Here is a 14,597-nt window from a genome sequence, read left to right as displayed (position 1 = left end):
GGTTAGGTTTCGCCGTTGACCTTCCGACAGGCCCCATGAGCGAATCCGCCCCCCTGCTGCTGCGCGCCGCCCGAGGTGAGCAGGTGGAGCGGCCTCCGGTCTGGATGATGCGCCAGGCGGGCCGCTACATGAAGGTGTACCGCGACCTGCGTGACCGCCATCCCGGTTTCCGCGAGCGCTCCGAGAACCCCGATCTCTCCTACGAGATCTCGATGCAGCCCTTCCACGCCTTCCGTCCCGACGGCGTGATCCTCTTCTCCGACATCCTCACGCCCCTGCCGGGCATGGGGATCGACTTCGACATCATCGAGAGCCGGGGGCCGATTATCGAGCCCGCCATCCGCAGCCAGGCCCAGGTGGATGCCCTGCGGCCCCTGGATCCGGCCGAAGCCCTGCCCTTCGTGGGCGAGGTGCTGGGGCGGCTGCGGGCCGACGTGGGCAACGCGGCGGCGGTGCTCGGCTTCGTCGGCGCCCCCTGGACCCTCGCCGCCTATGCGGTGGAGGGCAAGAGCTCCAAGACCTATTCGGTGATCAAGGCGATGGCCTTCCAGGAGCCCGCCCTGCTGCACCGGCTGCTGGGGCACCTGGCCGATTCGATCGCCACCTATGTGCGCTACCAGATCGACAGCGGTGCCCAGGTGGTGCAGCTGTTCGACTCCTGGGCGGGCCAGCTGAGCCCGATCGACTACGACGTGTTTGCGGCCCCCTACCAGAAGCGGGTCATCGACCAGGTGAAGGCCACCCACCCCGACACCCCCCTGATCCTCTACATCTCCGGCAGCGCCGGCGTGCTGGAGCGCATGGCCGCCACCGGGGTGGACTTCATCTCCCTCGACTGGACCGTGGACATGGCCGATGGCTGCGCCCGCCTGCCCCAGCACCTGGGCGTGCAGGGCAACGTGGATCCCGGCCTGCTGTTCGGCACCCCCGAGGCGATCCGTGAGCGGATCCTCGACACGGTGCGCAAGGCCCGCGGCCGCCGCCACATCCTCAACCTGGGCCACGGCATCCTGCCCGGCACCCCGGAGGACAACGCCCGCGTCTTCTTCGAGACCGGCAAGGCCGTCAACGAGCTGCTGGGGGCCGCTGTTTGAGCGCCCCCACCTCCGGGCCCCAGCGGATCCTGATCACCGGCGCCAGCGGCTGCGTCGGCCAGTACATCGCTGAAAACCTGCTGGCCAACAGCGACGCCCACCTGCTGCTGCTGCTGCGGGATCCCTCCAAGCTGAGCGCCGTCCCCGCCGACCACCCGCGCATCACCCTGCTGGTGGGCGATCTGCGCGAGCTGGGCCCCCATGCCGCCGCCATCGCCAGCGCCGACCGGATCATCCACACCGCCACCGCCTGGGGGGATCCCGAGCGGGCCCAGGCGGTGAACGTGGTGGCCGTGAAGGAGCTGCTGCGGCTCACCGACCCGGATCGCCTGCAGCAGGTGATCTACTTCTCCACCGCGAGCATCCTCGACCGCCGGCTGCAGCTGCTCCCGGAAGCGATGGCCTACGGCACCGAGTACATCCAGACCAAGGCCACCTGCCTGCAGGACCTGGAGCGCCATCCCCTGGCCGAACGCATCGTGGCCGTGTTCCCCACCCTGGTGTTCGGTGGCGCGGTGGGCGGCGCCGACCATCACCCCACCAGCTACCTCACCGCCGGGCTGAAGGAGGCCCTGGGCTGGCTGTGGCTGGCCCGCTGGCTGCGCACCGACGCCAGCTTCCACTTCATCCACGCCGCCGACATCGCCACCGTCTGCGCCCACCTGGCCACCACCCCCCACGGCCCCAATCCCGAGCCGGACCAGGGCCCGGTGCGGCGGCTGGTGCTGGGCCAGGCGCCGATCACGATCAACGGTGCCGTGGCCGCCCTGTGCCGCTGGCGGCGGGTGTGGGTGCCGCCGGTGGGGATCGACCTGCGCGGCTGGCTGATCGAGGGGCTGATCAAGCTGCTGCGCATCGAAGTGAACGCCTGGGACCGTTTCTCGATCCGCCAGCGCCACTTCGTGCACCAGCCCGTCAGTCCGCCCGAACGCTTCGGCCTGGTGAGCTTCGCCCCCAGCCTCGACGCGGTGCTGGAGACAGCGGGGGTGCCCCACCGGGGCCGAATCGGGGCAGGCCGCCGCCCCTGAGCCGGCCCTCAGCCGCCCGCCGGCAGGCCGCCATGAATTGTTGCGAATCTGTCGGGACGCCCCACCGGGACACGGCCATTGCCTAATTTGTGCCGGTTGCCAGTGCTTTTCGGCACCCCCCTTCGCGCCCTCCCATGCGTCGTCTCCTTTCCCTCTTCGCTCTCTGCCTGGCGCTGGTGCTGGGTGCCACCCCGAGCTTCGCCGCCGATGTGGCCCACGGTGGCCAGATCTTCTCCGCCAACTGCGCCGCCTGCCACATGGGCGGCGGCAACGTGGTGAACGCCGAGCGCACCCTCAAGGCCGATGCCCTGGCCTCCTACCTGGCCAACTACGACGCCGGCCACGAGGCCGCCATCGCCTACCAGGTGACCAACGGCAAGAACGCCATGCCCGCCTTCGGCGGCAAGCTCAGCGACGGCGACATCGCCGACGTGGCCGCCTACGTCGAGGACATGGCCGCCAAGGGCTGGGCCTGATCCAGTCCAGGTCGACCCAACCGGTCAACCGGGTCCAGCCAACCGGCCCAGGCCCCTTCCGTCATCCAGCGAAGCCCCGGCGATCCCGGGGCTTTTTTCATGGCTCAGTCCAGCGCGCGGCGGGCGGCCAGCACCGCCAGGTAGAGCTCCTCGGGAACATCCCGGATGTCGTACTCGCTCGGCAGCATCCCGTGGACGTGGCGATGCACCACCCGCCAGCAGTCCCGTTCCGGCTCCCCGGCCCCGCCCAGGGTGAGGGAGGCCCTTGCCAGGTCGGCCACCAGGGCCTGGTCGTCGGCGGGAGAGGACATCGGAGACGGAAGGGCTGCAGAGGCGAGAATGGGACGCAGCCGAGCTCCCATCATGGCGATCCCCACCTCTGCCGGGCTGCGGCCGGGCCTGCTGGGGGGCCTGTCTTCGGCAGGGGTGCCCCTGGCCCTGATGACCGCCATCGTGGTGCCCTTCGCCACGCCGGCCCTGTCCCAGGGGCAGACCCCCAACCAGCCCCTCGCCATCGAGGCCAGGCCCGGTCTGTCGCCTCCCCCCTGCCGGCTGGTGGTGCCCAGAAGCGAGGCCGTGCTGCAGCCGTTGCGGATCCATCCGTCCCAGGTGGCCCAGAAGAACGGCATGGGCTGTCTCTCGGCGGCCGACGCGCTCTACGGACCGGACGGCTGCCCTGCCCAGCTGTGTGGCCAGCAGCGCGGCTTCCAGGTGCCCATGCCCGATCTGGGGGGGCCCTGAGCGCCTGAGCCCCCCCCGCGGGACGGTTCGCCCCACCCGGCGGTACGGCCCGCCCACCACCGGGGAGGAGGGCCGAACGCCGCGGTTCGGTCCTCCCACTCGGCCGATCCCGACGGGATTCATACGTTGGCTTCAGTCACCGCCCGCAGGGAGAACGTCATCCATGCATCCCACCGCCGACCTGTTCACCGAGAAGGCCTGGGGCGCCGTCGTGGCCTCCCAGCAGCTGGCCCAGCAGAAGCGCCAGCAGCAGATGGACAGCGAACACCTCTTCGCCGCCCTGCTGGCCCAGCAGGACCTGGCCAGCCGGATCCTGGAGAAGGCCGGCGTGGACCTGGGGGTGCTGAGCCAGAAGCTGGAGGCCTTCATCACCGCCCAGCCCAGCCTGGCCGCCGCCCCTGAGAATGTCTACCTGGGCAAGGGGCTGAACGCCGTCCTCGACCGCGCCGACGCCCTCAGGAAGGAGTTCCAGGACAGCTACATCGCCGTCGAGCACCTGGTGCTGGCCCTGGCCGGCGATGACCGCTGCGGCCGCCAGCTGCTCTCCCAGGCCGGCACCGATGAGCGCCGGCTGCGCGAGGCTGTCATGGCCGTGCGGGGCAGCCAACGCGTGACCGACCAGAACCCGGAGGGCACCTATGAATCCCTTGAGAAGTACGGCCGTGATCTCACCGCCGCCGCCCGGGAGGGCAAGCTCGATCCGGTGATCGGCCGCGACGAGGAGATCCGCCGCACCGTACAGATCCTCTCGCGCCGCACCAAGAACAACCCGGTGCTGATCGGTGAACCCGGCGTCGGCAAGACCGCCATCGTCGAGGGGCTGGCCCAGAGAATCGTCAACGGCGACGTCCCCACCGCCCTGCAGAACCGCCAGCTGATCGCCCTCGACATGGGCGCCCTGATCGCCGGCGCCAAGTACCGGGGCGAGTTCGAGGAGCGCCTCAAGGCCGTGCTCAAGGAGGTCACCTCAAGCGAAGGCCAGATCGTCCTGTTCATCGACGAGATCCACACCGTGGTGGGGGCCGGCGCCAGCGGCGGGGCCATGGACGCCAGCAACCTGCTCAAACCGATGCTGGCCCGCGGTGAGCTGCGCTGCATCGGCGCCACCACCCTCGATGAGCACCGCCAGCACATCGAGAAGGATCCCGCCCTGGAGCGCCGTTTCCAGCAGGTGTTCGTCGACCAGCCCACCGTGGAGGACACGATCTCGATCCTGCGGGGGCTCAAGGAGCGCTATGAGGTGCACCACGGCGTGCGCATCGCCGACAACGCCCTGGTGGCAGCGGCCGTGCTCAGCAGCCGCTACATCGCCGATCGCTTCCTGCCCGACAAGGCCATCGACCTGATGGATGAATCGGCGGCGCGCCTGAAGATGGAGATCACCTCCAAACCGGAGGAGATCGACGAGCTCGACCGCCGCATCCTGCAGCTGGAAATGGAGAAGCTCTCCCTGGGGAGGGAATCGGATCCCGCCAGCAAGGATCGCCTGGAGCGGCTGGAGAAGGAACTGGCCGACCTGGCGGAGCAGCAGAGCAGCCTCAACGCCCAGTGGCAGAAGGAGAAGGGCTCGATCGACGAACTCTCCGCCATCAAGGAGGAGATCGAGCAGGTGCAGCTGCAGGTGGAGCAGGCCAAGCGCAACTACGACCTCAACAAGGCCGCCGAACTGGAGTACGGCACCCTGGCGGAACTCAACAAGAAGCTGGCCGCCAAGGAGGCCGAGCTGAGCGCCCATGCCGGCCAGAAGAACCTGCTGCGCGAGGAGGTCACCGAGGACGACATCGCCGAGGTGATCGCCAAGTGGACCGGGATTCCGGTCAGCAAGCTGGTGCAGTCGGAGATGGAGAAGCTGCTGCATCTCGAGGACGAGCTGCACACCCGCGTGATCGGCCAGGAGCGGGCCGTGACGGCGGTGGCCGACGCCATCCAGCGCTCCCGGGCCGGGCTCTCCGACCCCAACCGCCCGATCGCCAGCTTCCTGTTCCTCGGCCCCACCGGTGTGGGCAAGACCGAACTCTCCAAGGCCCTGGCGTCCCAGCTGTTCGACAGCGAGGAGGCGCTGGTGCGCATCGACATGAGCGAATACATGGAGAAGCACGCCGTGTCCCGCCTGATCGGAGCCCCTCCCGGCTATGTGGGATACGAGGAAGGCGGCCAGCTCACCGAAGCGGTGCGGCGGCGGCCCTACGCCGTGATCCTGTTCGACGAGGTGGAGAAGGCCCACCCCGATGTGTTCAACGTGATGCTGCAGATCCTCGATGACGGCCGCGTCACCGATGGCCAGGGCCGCACGGTGGATTTCACCAACACGGTGCTGATCCTCACCAGCAACATCGGCAGCGCCTCGATCCTCGATCTGGCCGGCGATCCGTCCCGCTACGGCGAGATGGAGAAGCGGGTCAACGAGGCCCTGCGGGGCCACTTCCGGCCGGAGTTCCTCAACCGCCTCGACGAATCGATCATCTTCCGCAGCCTGCGGGAAGAGGAGCTTCGCCAGATCGTGGCGCTGCAGGTGCAGCGCCTGGCCCGACGCCTCGAGGAGCGCAAGCTGGCCCTGCGTGTCGATGGCGAGGCCCTCGACTGGCTGGCCGCCGTCGGCTACGACCCGGTGTATGGCGCCCGGCCCCTGAAGCGGGCGATCCAGCGGGAACTGGAGACGCCGATCGCCAAGGCGATCCTGGCGGGCACCTTCCCCGCCGGCAGCACCATCGCGGTGGATGTGGAACTGGAGCGGCTGCGCTTCCGCCAGGCCGAGCCGGCCGAGATCCAGCCAGCCGCGCCGGCGATGGTCTGAGGGCTCAGGCCGCCAGGGCTGCCATGAGGGAGGGGTTGGCGTACCAGCTGAAAGTCCCCTCCTTCACTGCCGCGATGCCCAGTTCCGCCCGCAGTTCCTCCAGGTCCTGGCCCATCCGCTCCTCCCAGATTACCGGGAAGAGCGGCTGGGCCTCGACGCCGATGTGCAGACCCTTGCTGATCATGCCGAAGGCGTAGCTGGCGGTGCGGGCCTGCTCCGCCGGCGTCGCCAGTTCATCGATCGGGGTGTCGTTGCGGAACCAGTTGAGCAGCAGGGCCATCAGATCGGTGAAGGCCAGCCCGGGATGGGAGAACTGGGCCACGCTCATGCTGATGACGCCGAGTTCCCCGAAGGTATCGAGACTGAAGCCGCTGACGATGTGATGGATGTCGTGGGTGGCGTAGACCCGGTAGTTGATGTAATCGGCGTCGGTTTCGAGATTGGCGTAGAACTCAGGGGCGGGGAAGAAATTGATGTCGTACCCCATCGTCTCCAGCACCGTGACGTAGGTGTGGCCCAGGGTTCCTTTCGGCAGCGCGCGCAGGGCGACCGGGTCGTAGGGGCCGCTGAGCCGCCGCTGCTCGATCAGGGCCCTGGAGCCCGGGTCCCGCTGCAGCAACGCCCGGCACACCTGCATCGGACGGGACTGGCGCAGCCGATGGGAGAGCACGAAGACGTTGTGGGCCGATGCACCCGCACCGGCGGCCAGATCGGCGAGTTCAAGAAACGCGTGGATGTTCTCTTCGCTGGCGATCCGATCGAGGTAGCGAAATCCCATGGAGGCGGCGGAGGCTGCACCCAGGGACGCTAGACACGCCGCCAGGGCCGGCCCACCCGGCCCGGGTCAGCCCACCAACGCATCGATCCGCTGGGCCAGGGCCACATCCAGATCCGACAGCCCGCCGGTGTCGTGGGTGGTGAGGTTGATCGTCACCCGGTTCCAGACGTTGCACCACTCCGGGTGGTGACCCAGGCATTCGGCCGCCAGGGCCACCCGGGTCATGAAGCCGAAGGCGGCGGAAAAATCGGCGAAGCGCAGCTCTCGGTGCAACTTGCCTTCCCGCAGCGTCCATTGCGGCAGATCACCGGGCAGGGCGGCGATCTGGGCGGGGGTCAGGGGCTGGGCGGCCATGGAGGTGGAGAGCAGAGGATCATTCGCCCACCAGATGCAGGCTGAGGCTGCGGTGGTGGGGTCGGGCGCGGTGCTCCCACAGATACACCGCCTGCCAGGTGCCGAGCAGCAACCGGCCGGACTCAAAGGGCAGCACCAGGCTGGTGCAGGTCAGGGCGGTGCGGATGTGGGCGGGCATGTCATCGGGACCTTCGTCATCGTGCACCCAGGGGCGCCGCTCCCCCTGGCCGCTCAGGGGCCGCACCCCCTCAGGGGGCACCAGGGCCCGCAGAAAGGCGGCCAGATCCACCAGCACCCTGGGGTCCGCGTTCTCATTCACCGTCAGCGAGCAGGACGTGTGCAGGCTGGCGAGGGTGGCGGTACCGAGCACCAGGCCGCTGGCGGCGATCAGGCCGTTGACCGCCCCGGTGATGTCCTCGAAGCCCTCCCCCCGGGTGGCGACCTGAAGACGGCTCAGGCTCTGGCGCAGCATGCCTCTCTCCACCCCGATCCGGTTCGTTGGCCCCCCTCCCTAGCCAGGGAACGGGCGGTCAGGCCGCAGCAGGAGCCCCCGGCGCAGTGGCCAGCGCCTCAATGGTGGTCAGACGGCAGGCCTGGGGGTCCCAGAGGATGTAGCTGAAACAGCCGGGGATGTCGGCCAGGGACAGGCGCCGCACGCCCTGCAGCAGGTGGGCGTTGCGCGCCTGGCAGGCCCGCAGCCGGTAGTTGGGGATCTTCGAGGAGAGGTGGTGGATGGCGTGGCAGCCGATGTCGGCGGAGAACCAGTTGAGGAGGGGCGGCAGCTCCAGGTCGCTGGTGCCCTCCAGCACCCCCGTCATCTCGCTCCAGCCGGCAGTGGCATGGGCATAGGAGCCGGGGAAGTTGTGCTGCACGAAGAAAATGCAGATGAAGATCGCCGCCGCACAGGCCATGACCGGGGCATAGAGCGACCAGAAGACGCCGGCGCCGAGCCATTGGGCCATGAGCCACCAGGAGCCGATCACGGCGATGTTGTTCGCCAGCAGGTGGCGGAATTCCCCCTGGGTGTACCAGTGCCGGGAGCGGTAGCTGGTGAAAATCTGGCCCAGGCCCATCCGCTGCGGAGCGCGCAGGCAGGCCGCCAGATGGGGGAAGAATCCCCCCAGCCCCAGCAGCAGAGCCAGGCGGGGCTTGATCACGAGATAGAAGAAACCGCCGGGGAACAGCATCAGCGGGTGGCGCAGCCAGCGGTAGACCCGCTTCTGACCAGGCGGAAGGGCCGCGAAGGCACCGGTGGTGACCAGGGCCGAGGGGCCCTGATACTTCTCCCAGTCACCGTTGTGGCGGTGGTGGTAGGCATGGCCCCGCGACCAGGGGTACTGGGGAATGGCGCTCAGCACACCGAGCAGGAAGCCGAACACCTGGTTGGCCCGCCGGTGGCGGAACAGGGAGTCGTGGCCGCAGTCATGCATCAGGGAGAAGCAGCGGGCCAGCAGCAGCACCATCAGCCCCAGGGTGGGAATCAGCAGCAGGGGCGCGTGCTGACGGCTCCAGTCGGCGACCCACCAGAGGGCGGCATAGGGGAGGACGGTGTTGGCGATCTGCCAGGAAGCCCGAAGATCCGAACTGTCCATGAACGGCTTCAGTTCGAAATCACCCCGCATGGGCTGACGAACCGGTGGCCCCTCAGGTGCGCTCGGGGCTGCGTTCTCCTCCATCCCGGCGTCCGTCGCCGGCGGGATGGCGTTCGGGACCGCCGGAAAGCTCTCGGGCAGGGTGGAGGTGGAAAAACCCTGCGACAATGCAAAACCTTGGATCTGTCGAAAAATCCTAGTCAGAGATCGGCAGCACCGATTGGCTTCAATCCGAAGGGAATCTGAATAGAATCACATCCACAGCATGGTTGCGGCGCGGCCCCGGGGGCCTTCCAAGGTGGATCTGATCGTTGTGGGCAGCGGTCTGGGCGGCCTCTGCGCCGGGGCCATCGCCGCCCGTCACGGGCTGGAGGTGCTGGTGCTCGAAGCCCACACCACCCCCGGTGGCGCGGCCCACGGGTTCCGGCGCGGTCCCTTTCACTTCGAATCCGGCCCATCGCTCTGGAGCGGCCTGGGCCAGTGGCCCAGCACCAATCCCCTGGCCCAGGTGCTGCGGGCAGTGGGGGAATCCCTGCCCGTGGCCACCTACCGCGACTGGGGGCTGCTGCTGCCCGAGGGGTCCCTGCGGGTGGGGGTGGGCCAGGCCCCCTTTCTGGCCCTGCTGCGGGATCTCCGCGGCCCGGCGGTGGCGGCCGAGTGGGACCGCTTCCTAACAGCCCTGCGGCCCAGCTGCGAGGCGGCCCGCTCCCTGCCGCTGCTGGCCCTGCGGCCCGGGGCGGGTGTGGCCACCACCCTCGGCGGCGGCAACGCCCTGCGCCTGCTGGGCCAGGCCGGCCGGCTGGCGGCCCTGGGCGGCGCCTTCGGGCCGATCGCCCGTCGCCACCTCAGCGATCCGTTCCTGCTGCACTGGGTCGACCTGCTCTGCTTCCTGATCTCCGGGTTGCCCATGGACCAGACCAGCGCCGCCGCCATGGCGACCCTGTTCGGGGAGTGGTTCGAGCCGGAGGCCTGCCTCGACTGCCCCATCGGCGGCAGCGCGGCCGTGGCCGCGGCCCTGGTGCGCGGAATGGAGCGCCATGGCGGCCGGCTGCGCACGGGCGCGGCGGTGGAGGAGATCCTGGTGGAGCAGGGCCGGGCGGTGGGCGTCCGCCTCGCCAACGGGGAGTGCCTGGAGGCGGGCCTGGGGGTGATCGCCAACACCAGCCCCTGGGACCTGCTCGCCCTGCTGCCCGAGGCAGCGGTGCCGTCCCGCTGGCGGCATCGCCAGGCGGCCACGCCGGCCTGCGCCGGCTTCCTGCACTGGCACCTGGCCCTGCGGGGGGACGACCTCGACCACCTGCCCATCCACCACGTCTGGGTGGGCGACTGGCAACGGGGCATCGGCGCCGAACGCAACATGGTGGTGCTCTCGATGCCTTCCCTTCTCGACCCGTCCTGCGCGCCGCCGGGCCACCAGGTGCTGCACGGCTACACCCCGGCCAACGAACCCTGGGAGCTGTGGCAGGGGCTGGAGCGGGGCAGCGCCGCCTACGAGGCCCTCAAGCGGGAACGCTGCGCCGTCTTCGGCGAGGCGCTCGAGCGGGTGCTGCCCGACTGGCGGGAGCGGGCGGTGCTGGAACTGCAGGGCACCCCCCTCACCCACCGCCACTACCTGCGCATCCACCAGGGCAGCTACGGCCCGGCCTGGCCCGCCAACGCCGGACCCTTCCCCGGCGGGTCCACCCCGTTCGAAGGGCTGGTGGTCTGCGGGGCGGGCGTGTTCCCTGGCATCGGCGTGCCGCCGGTGGCGGTGAGCGGGGCCATGGCGGCCCACCGCTTCGTCGGGGCGCGCCAGCAGCGCCAACTGCTGGAGGAGATCGGCCTCACCCCCGCCTAGAAGCGCCGCAGGGCCAGGCTGCCCAGCTGCACCTCGCGCAGCAGCAGCACCACCGCCGTCATCAGCGAACCCATCGCCAGCACGAACAGCACGGCGACCAGGGGCGTCACGTCCATGGTGGCCAGGGTGCTGACGAACAGCACCACCACCACGGTGGCCACCAGCAGGAAGCTGGTGGTGGCGCAGGCGAAGGCCCTGGAGGCCATGAACATCCGCCGGCGGTGGAGCATCAGCTCCTCCTGAAGCTCCCGCTCCTGGGCCACCGTGGCGGCTCCGGTCCGCTCCTTGAGCAGCCGGGCCCGATCGACGATGCGGGCCAGCCGGGTGGTGATCACCCCGAGCAGACCGCTGATGCCGGCCAGGAGGAACACCGGCGTGACCGCCAGGCGGATGGTCTCCGGCAACGGCCCGGCCGGATGGGACGCCACCAGCAGGATGAGGGCCAAGGATCCGGGCATCACACGGTCGAATCTAGGGCGACGGCCCCTGCCAGCCTGGTGGGACGTTCACCGCCCGCCATGACCACGATCACCTGCCGCTACGAGGGAGCCCTGCGCTGCGCGGCGGAACATATCCCGTCGGGGTCGCGGCTGATCACCAATGCCCCCGTGGACAACCAGGGCAAGGGGGAGGCGTTCTCCCCCACCGATCTGGTGGCGACGGCCCTGGCCACCTGCCTGCTCACGGTGATGGGCATCGTGGCCGAACGCCATGGGATTCCCCTTGAGGGCGCCCGCGTGCGCGTGGAGAAGGGCATGAGCAGCAGCGGCGAGCGCCGCATCGCCCTGCTGGAGGCCTGGATCGATCTGCCCGACGGCCTTGGGGCCGACCAGCGCGACCTGCTGATCAGCGCCGGCGAGCGCTGCCCCGTGAAGGTCAGTCTGGAAGGCTGTGTGCCGATGCGTCTCCACTGGACTCCGGTGGCGGCGGACGCAGGGTGACGCCGACCTCCAGCTGCTCGATGGGGGCGGCGGGATCCTCCGGGACCAGGAGCACCATGGTGCTGGCGGAGGGCCGGGTGCCGGGCTGCTCCTGGAGGATGTCCAGGGCCACCATGGTCTTGCGCCACTGAAGGATCTTGCCCTCCAGCAGGGCCACGAAGTCGTCGCAGCTCCAGCGGGCCCCCTCGCCGCGGCAGGGGTAGCGCTCGAGCACGTCGAGGATCTCCATCTCCTGCAGGGGCGGGGTTTCGGTCGGATCCCACACCAGCAGGTCATTGCCGTCGAGGGCATTGGCCTCCAACAGGCTGGCCTCACTGGCCAGCAGACTGTCGAGGGCCATTTCGTCGTCGTCGCGCTCGATGGCGGTGAGCAGGGCCTCCAGCACCAGCTGGGTGTCGTCATCGAGCTGGTCGCAGTGGACCGTCAGCAGGCCCGTCACCGCCAGTTCGATCTCCTCCAGCGGCAGCACCCTGGCCAGGGCGTGCAGGATCGCACTGAGCACATCGCCGGATCCGGTGCCGGCGGGCTGCCCCTCCAGGGCCAGGTCGGGGTCAGCCATGAACCGTTCGATGGCCGCGAGCACCAGGGCCTGCTCCGGGGAGGGGGGATGCATCGATCCGGCGCCGGAAGGGTCGACCTCCACCATGGCGCCGCCGGCGGCCGGCCGGGACAGCCGTGGTGCGATCCGCATCGGGGCCGCGGTGGGGGCAGCATGGCGGCACCGGCTCCACCGATCCCATGTCTGCAGCGGCTCCGGCCCTCGACCAGCTCCAGCGGCACCTGCACACGACCCGCCTGCTGGGCTCGATCAGCAGCACCCTTTACTACGACCAGAACACGGTGATGCCCGCCGCCGGGGCCCCGTGGCGCGGCGAGCAGCTGGCCCTGCTGGCCGCCCAGCTGCACGAGCGCCAGAGCAGTGACGCCTACGCCGATCTGGTGGCCGCCGCCGAAGCCGAGCTCGATGGCACCGCCCCGCCCCAGCGGCGCCGCAACCTGCAGCTGCTGCGGCTGGAGCTGAACCGGCAGCGCTGCCTCGATCCAGCCCTGGTCACCGCCCTGGCCCGGGCCCAGTCCCACGGCAACGCCGTCTGGCAGGAGGCGAGGGCGGCCAACGCCTTCAACACCTTCGCCCCGGCGCTGCGGGAGCTGATCCGGCTGCGCCGCGAGCAGGCCGGCCAGCTGGCGGGCGCCGAACCCGTGGCCCGCAGCCCCTGGGAGATCCTGGCCCAGCCGTTCGAACCCGACATCAGCAAGGCCAGGCTGACGGAGCTGTTCGCCCCCCTGGCGGCGGAACTGCCCGGGCTGCTGGAGTCGGTGGCGGCCGCGCCCGCCACGGCCCAGACGGAGCCCCATGCGGTGCCGGAGCCCCTGCAGGAGCAGCTGTGCAGTGAACTGCTGGACAGCTGGGGCTACGACGCGGCCCGCTGTCAGCGGTCCCGATCCGCCCACCCCTTCTCCTGCACGGTGGGGCCCCAGGACTTCCGCATCACGACCCGGGTGGTGGAGGGCCAACCCTTCTCGGCCTTCCTGGCCACCGCCCATGAATGGGGCCACTCTCTCTACGAGCAGGGCCTGCCCCGCGGCGACGACCACTACTTCCCCTGGCCCCTGGGGGAGGCCACCTCGATGGGGGTGCACGAATCCCAGTCCCTGTTCTGGGAATGCCGGGTGGCCCGCAGCCGGGCCTTCGCCGAGCGCTGGCATCCCCGCTTCCAGCGGGGCCTGGGGTCCGACCCGTGGGGCGGCGCCTTCGGTTTCTGGCGGGCCCTCAATCCCCTGCGACCGGGCCTGATCCGGGTGGAGGCCGATGAGTTGAGTTACAGCCTCCACATCGTCATGCGCTTTGAGCTGGAGCTGGCCCTGCTGGAGCAGGCGATGCCGGTGGAGGAGCTTCCCGACGCCTGGAACCGGCGCATCAAGGAGCTGCTGGGGCTGCAGCCGGCCACGGACGCCGAGGGCTGCCTCCAGGACATCCACTGGGCGGAGGGGCTGTTCGGCTACTTCCCCTCCTACGCCCTCGGCCACCTGATCAGCGCCCAGATCTCGGAGGCCCTGGAAAGGGAGATCGGCTCCATCGAGACGCTGATCGGTGCGGGGGAGACGGCCGCCCTGCAGGGCTGGCTCGCCAGCCACATCTGGCCCCATGGTCGCTCGCTGAACGCCGAGGAACTGGTCGAGCGGGTCACGGGCCGGCCCCTGGGCGCCCGGCCCTTCCTCTCCTACCTGCGCGCCAAGGTCGGCCAGCTGACCGGGGCGGGCTGAGCAGGGCGGGTTGAGTGGGGCAAGGTGACCGGGGCGGTCAGGACAGGCCTTCCGGGGCCCGATGCCTAAGATGCCGCCGCAGAAAAGCACCCACCATGGCGAACATCGACCACGCCCCCAGCCGCACCATGCTGAACCTGCTGCATGTGCTGCCGGCCTTCGCCGATGAGGCCGAGCTGCGGCTCAACGCCATCGTGGAGCTCAACTCGAACACGATCAACAAGTACGAGCTGATCACCGAAACCGGCCACCTGAAGCTGGATCGGGTGGGCTATTCCTCCCTCGCCTACCCGTTCGCCTACGGCTGCATTCCCCGCACCTGGGACGAGGACGGCGATCCCCTCGACATCGAGATCGTCGGCGTCACCGAGCCCCTGGTGCCCGGCAGCCTGGTGGAGGCGCGCATCATCGGCATCATGTGCTTCGACGATGGCGGCGAGGTGGACGACAAGGTGATCGCCGTCCTGGCCGACGACAAGCGCATGGACCACATCACCAGCTATACCCAGCTCGGAGAGCACTGGCTCAAGGAAACCCAGTACTACTGGGAGCACTACAAGGATCTGAAAAAGCCCGGCACCTGCAAGGTGAACGGATTCCGTGACAGCGGCGAGGCGGTTCGCATCATCAAGGAATGCGAAGATCGCTATCTTTCCGTCGTCGATCCTCGCCTGGTCGACTGACCTCCACCGGCACC

At 69.7% G+C, this 14,597-nt stretch carries 16 protein-coding genes; 9 read left to right on the top strand and 7 right to left on the bottom strand.

The window, feature by feature from the left end:
* The first annotated feature begins 35 nt into the window (after window positions 1-35).
* The 3 genes from hemE (at window position 36) to KBZ08_RS01645 (ending at window position 2,598) form a co-directional block, all read left to right on the top strand.
* Complete coding sequence (gene hemE / locus KBZ08_RS01655) at window positions 36-1,094, top strand: uroporphyrinogen decarboxylase (protein WP_106221257.1); 1,059 nt, start codon at window positions 36-38, stop codon at window positions 1,092-1,094.
* Window positions 1,091-2,122 (top strand): NAD(P)-dependent oxidoreductase, encoded by a 1,032-nt coding sequence (locus KBZ08_RS01650; protein ID WP_106221259.1) that lies wholly within the window; start codon window positions 1,091-1,093, stop codon window positions 2,120-2,122. Before hemE ends, KBZ08_RS01650 begins: the two co-directional genes overlap by 4 nt.
* A gap of 134 nt (window positions 2,123-2,256) precedes the next feature.
* Window positions 2,257-2,598 carry a c-type cytochrome gene (locus tag KBZ08_RS01645; protein ID WP_106221261.1) on the top strand — a complete coding sequence of 114 codons (342 nt, stop codon included), beginning with the start codon at window positions 2,257-2,259 and terminating at the stop codon, window positions 2,596-2,598.
* 104 nt (window positions 2,599-2,702) lie between these two features.
* Here the strand turns inward: KBZ08_RS01645 and KBZ08_RS01640 are convergent, their stop codons facing one another.
* Window positions 2,703-2,909, bottom strand: coding sequence for a hypothetical protein (locus KBZ08_RS01640; protein ID WP_106221263.1), 207 nt, complete (start codon window positions 2,907-2,909; stop codon window positions 2,703-2,705).
* 52 nt (window positions 2,910-2,961) lie between these two features.
* Between KBZ08_RS01640 and KBZ08_RS01635 the strand changes: the two genes are divergently transcribed.
* Both KBZ08_RS01635 and clpB read left to right on the top strand, forming a co-directional pair.
* A complete protein-coding gene (locus KBZ08_RS01635) occupies window positions 2,962-3,339 on the top strand; it encodes a hypothetical protein (RefSeq protein ID WP_254970837.1) in 378 nt (125 codons plus the stop codon).
* A gap of 163 nt (window positions 3,340-3,502) precedes the next feature.
* On the top strand, window positions 3,503-6,133 hold the full coding sequence (gene clpB, locus KBZ08_RS01630; RefSeq protein WP_254970835.1) for an ATP-dependent chaperone ClpB: 2,631 nt from the start codon (window positions 3,503-3,505) through the stop codon (window positions 6,131-6,133).
* 4 nt (window positions 6,134-6,137) lie between these two features.
* Here clpB and KBZ08_RS01625 read toward each other — a convergent pair whose 3' ends face one another.
* From KBZ08_RS01625 to KBZ08_RS01610, 4 genes are all read right to left on the bottom strand, one after another.
* The gene (locus tag KBZ08_RS01625; RefSeq protein ID WP_254970833.1) at window positions 6,138-6,911 is read right to left on the bottom strand and encodes a Coq4 family protein; all 774 of its coding nucleotides are present in this window, start codon (window positions 6,909-6,911) and stop codon (window positions 6,138-6,140) included.
* Between the two features lie 66 nt (window positions 6,912-6,977).
* A complete protein-coding gene (locus KBZ08_RS01620; protein WP_254970831.1) occupies window positions 6,978-7,265 on the bottom strand; it encodes a 4a-hydroxytetrahydrobiopterin dehydratase in 288 nt (95 codons plus the stop codon).
* Between the two features lie 19 nt (window positions 7,266-7,284).
* Complete coding sequence (locus tag KBZ08_RS01615; RefSeq protein ID WP_106221272.1) at window positions 7,285-7,737, bottom strand: secondary thiamine-phosphate synthase enzyme YjbQ; 453 nt, start codon at window positions 7,735-7,737, stop codon at window positions 7,285-7,287.
* Window positions 7,738-7,795: 58 nt separating this feature from the next.
* Window positions 7,796-8,887, bottom strand: coding sequence for a fatty acid desaturase (locus KBZ08_RS01610; RefSeq protein WP_254970829.1), 1,092 nt, complete (start codon window positions 8,885-8,887; stop codon window positions 7,796-7,798).
* Between the two features lie 235 nt (window positions 8,888-9,122).
* Here KBZ08_RS01610 and KBZ08_RS01605 point away from each other — a divergent pair, with 235 nt between their 5' ends.
* Entirely contained in the window at window positions 9,123-10,694 is a 1,572-nt protein-coding gene (locus tag KBZ08_RS01605; RefSeq protein ID WP_254970827.1) for an NAD(P)/FAD-dependent oxidoreductase, read from the top strand.
* On the opposite strand, the gene KBZ08_RS01600 is transcribed toward KBZ08_RS01605, so the two are convergent.
* Complete coding sequence (locus tag KBZ08_RS01600; RefSeq protein ID WP_254970826.1) at window positions 10,691-11,140, bottom strand: DUF2721 domain-containing protein; 450 nt, start codon at window positions 11,138-11,140, stop codon at window positions 10,691-10,693. The two genes, KBZ08_RS01605 and KBZ08_RS01600, sit on opposite strands and share 4 nt — an antisense overlap.
* Window positions 11,141-11,212: 72 nt before the next feature.
* On the opposite strand from KBZ08_RS01600, the gene KBZ08_RS01595 reads away from it, so the two are divergent.
* Entirely contained in the window at window positions 11,213-11,635 is a 423-nt protein-coding gene (locus tag KBZ08_RS01595) for an OsmC family protein (protein ID WP_254970824.1), read from the top strand.
* Here the strand turns inward: KBZ08_RS01595 and KBZ08_RS01590 are convergent.
* Window positions 11,571-12,326 carry a hypothetical protein gene (locus tag KBZ08_RS01590; protein ID WP_106221281.1) on the bottom strand — a complete coding sequence of 252 codons (756 nt, stop codon included), beginning with the start codon at window positions 12,324-12,326 and terminating at the stop codon, window positions 11,571-11,573. The two genes, KBZ08_RS01595 and KBZ08_RS01590, sit on opposite strands and share 65 nt — an antisense overlap.
* A 47-nt stretch (window positions 12,327-12,373) precedes the next feature.
* Here KBZ08_RS01590 and KBZ08_RS01585 point away from each other — a divergent pair, with 47 nt between their 5' ends.
* Both KBZ08_RS01585 and KBZ08_RS01580 read left to right on the top strand, forming a co-directional pair.
* On the top strand, window positions 12,374-13,900 hold the full coding sequence (locus tag KBZ08_RS01585) for a carboxypeptidase M32 (RefSeq protein WP_254970821.1): 1,527 nt from the start codon (window positions 12,374-12,376) through the stop codon (window positions 13,898-13,900).
* Window positions 13,901-13,995: 95 nt separating this feature from the next.
* Window positions 13,996-14,583: an inorganic diphosphatase gene (locus KBZ08_RS01580; RefSeq protein ID WP_159819443.1), complete on the top strand. Its 588-nt coding sequence runs from the start codon at window positions 13,996-13,998 to the stop codon at window positions 14,581-14,583.
* The last annotated feature ends 14 nt before the right edge of the window (window positions 14,584-14,597 follow it).

Origin of the sequence: Cyanobium sp. Candia 9D4 (genome assembly GCF_024346155.1) — a bacterium.
Taxonomy (GTDB): domain Bacteria; phylum Cyanobacteriota; class Cyanobacteriia; order PCC-6307; family Cyanobiaceae; genus Cyanobium; species Cyanobium minutissimum.
Note: the sequence above shows the minus strand (reverse complement) of the source record. Positions and strands in the feature narration are given on the sequence as shown.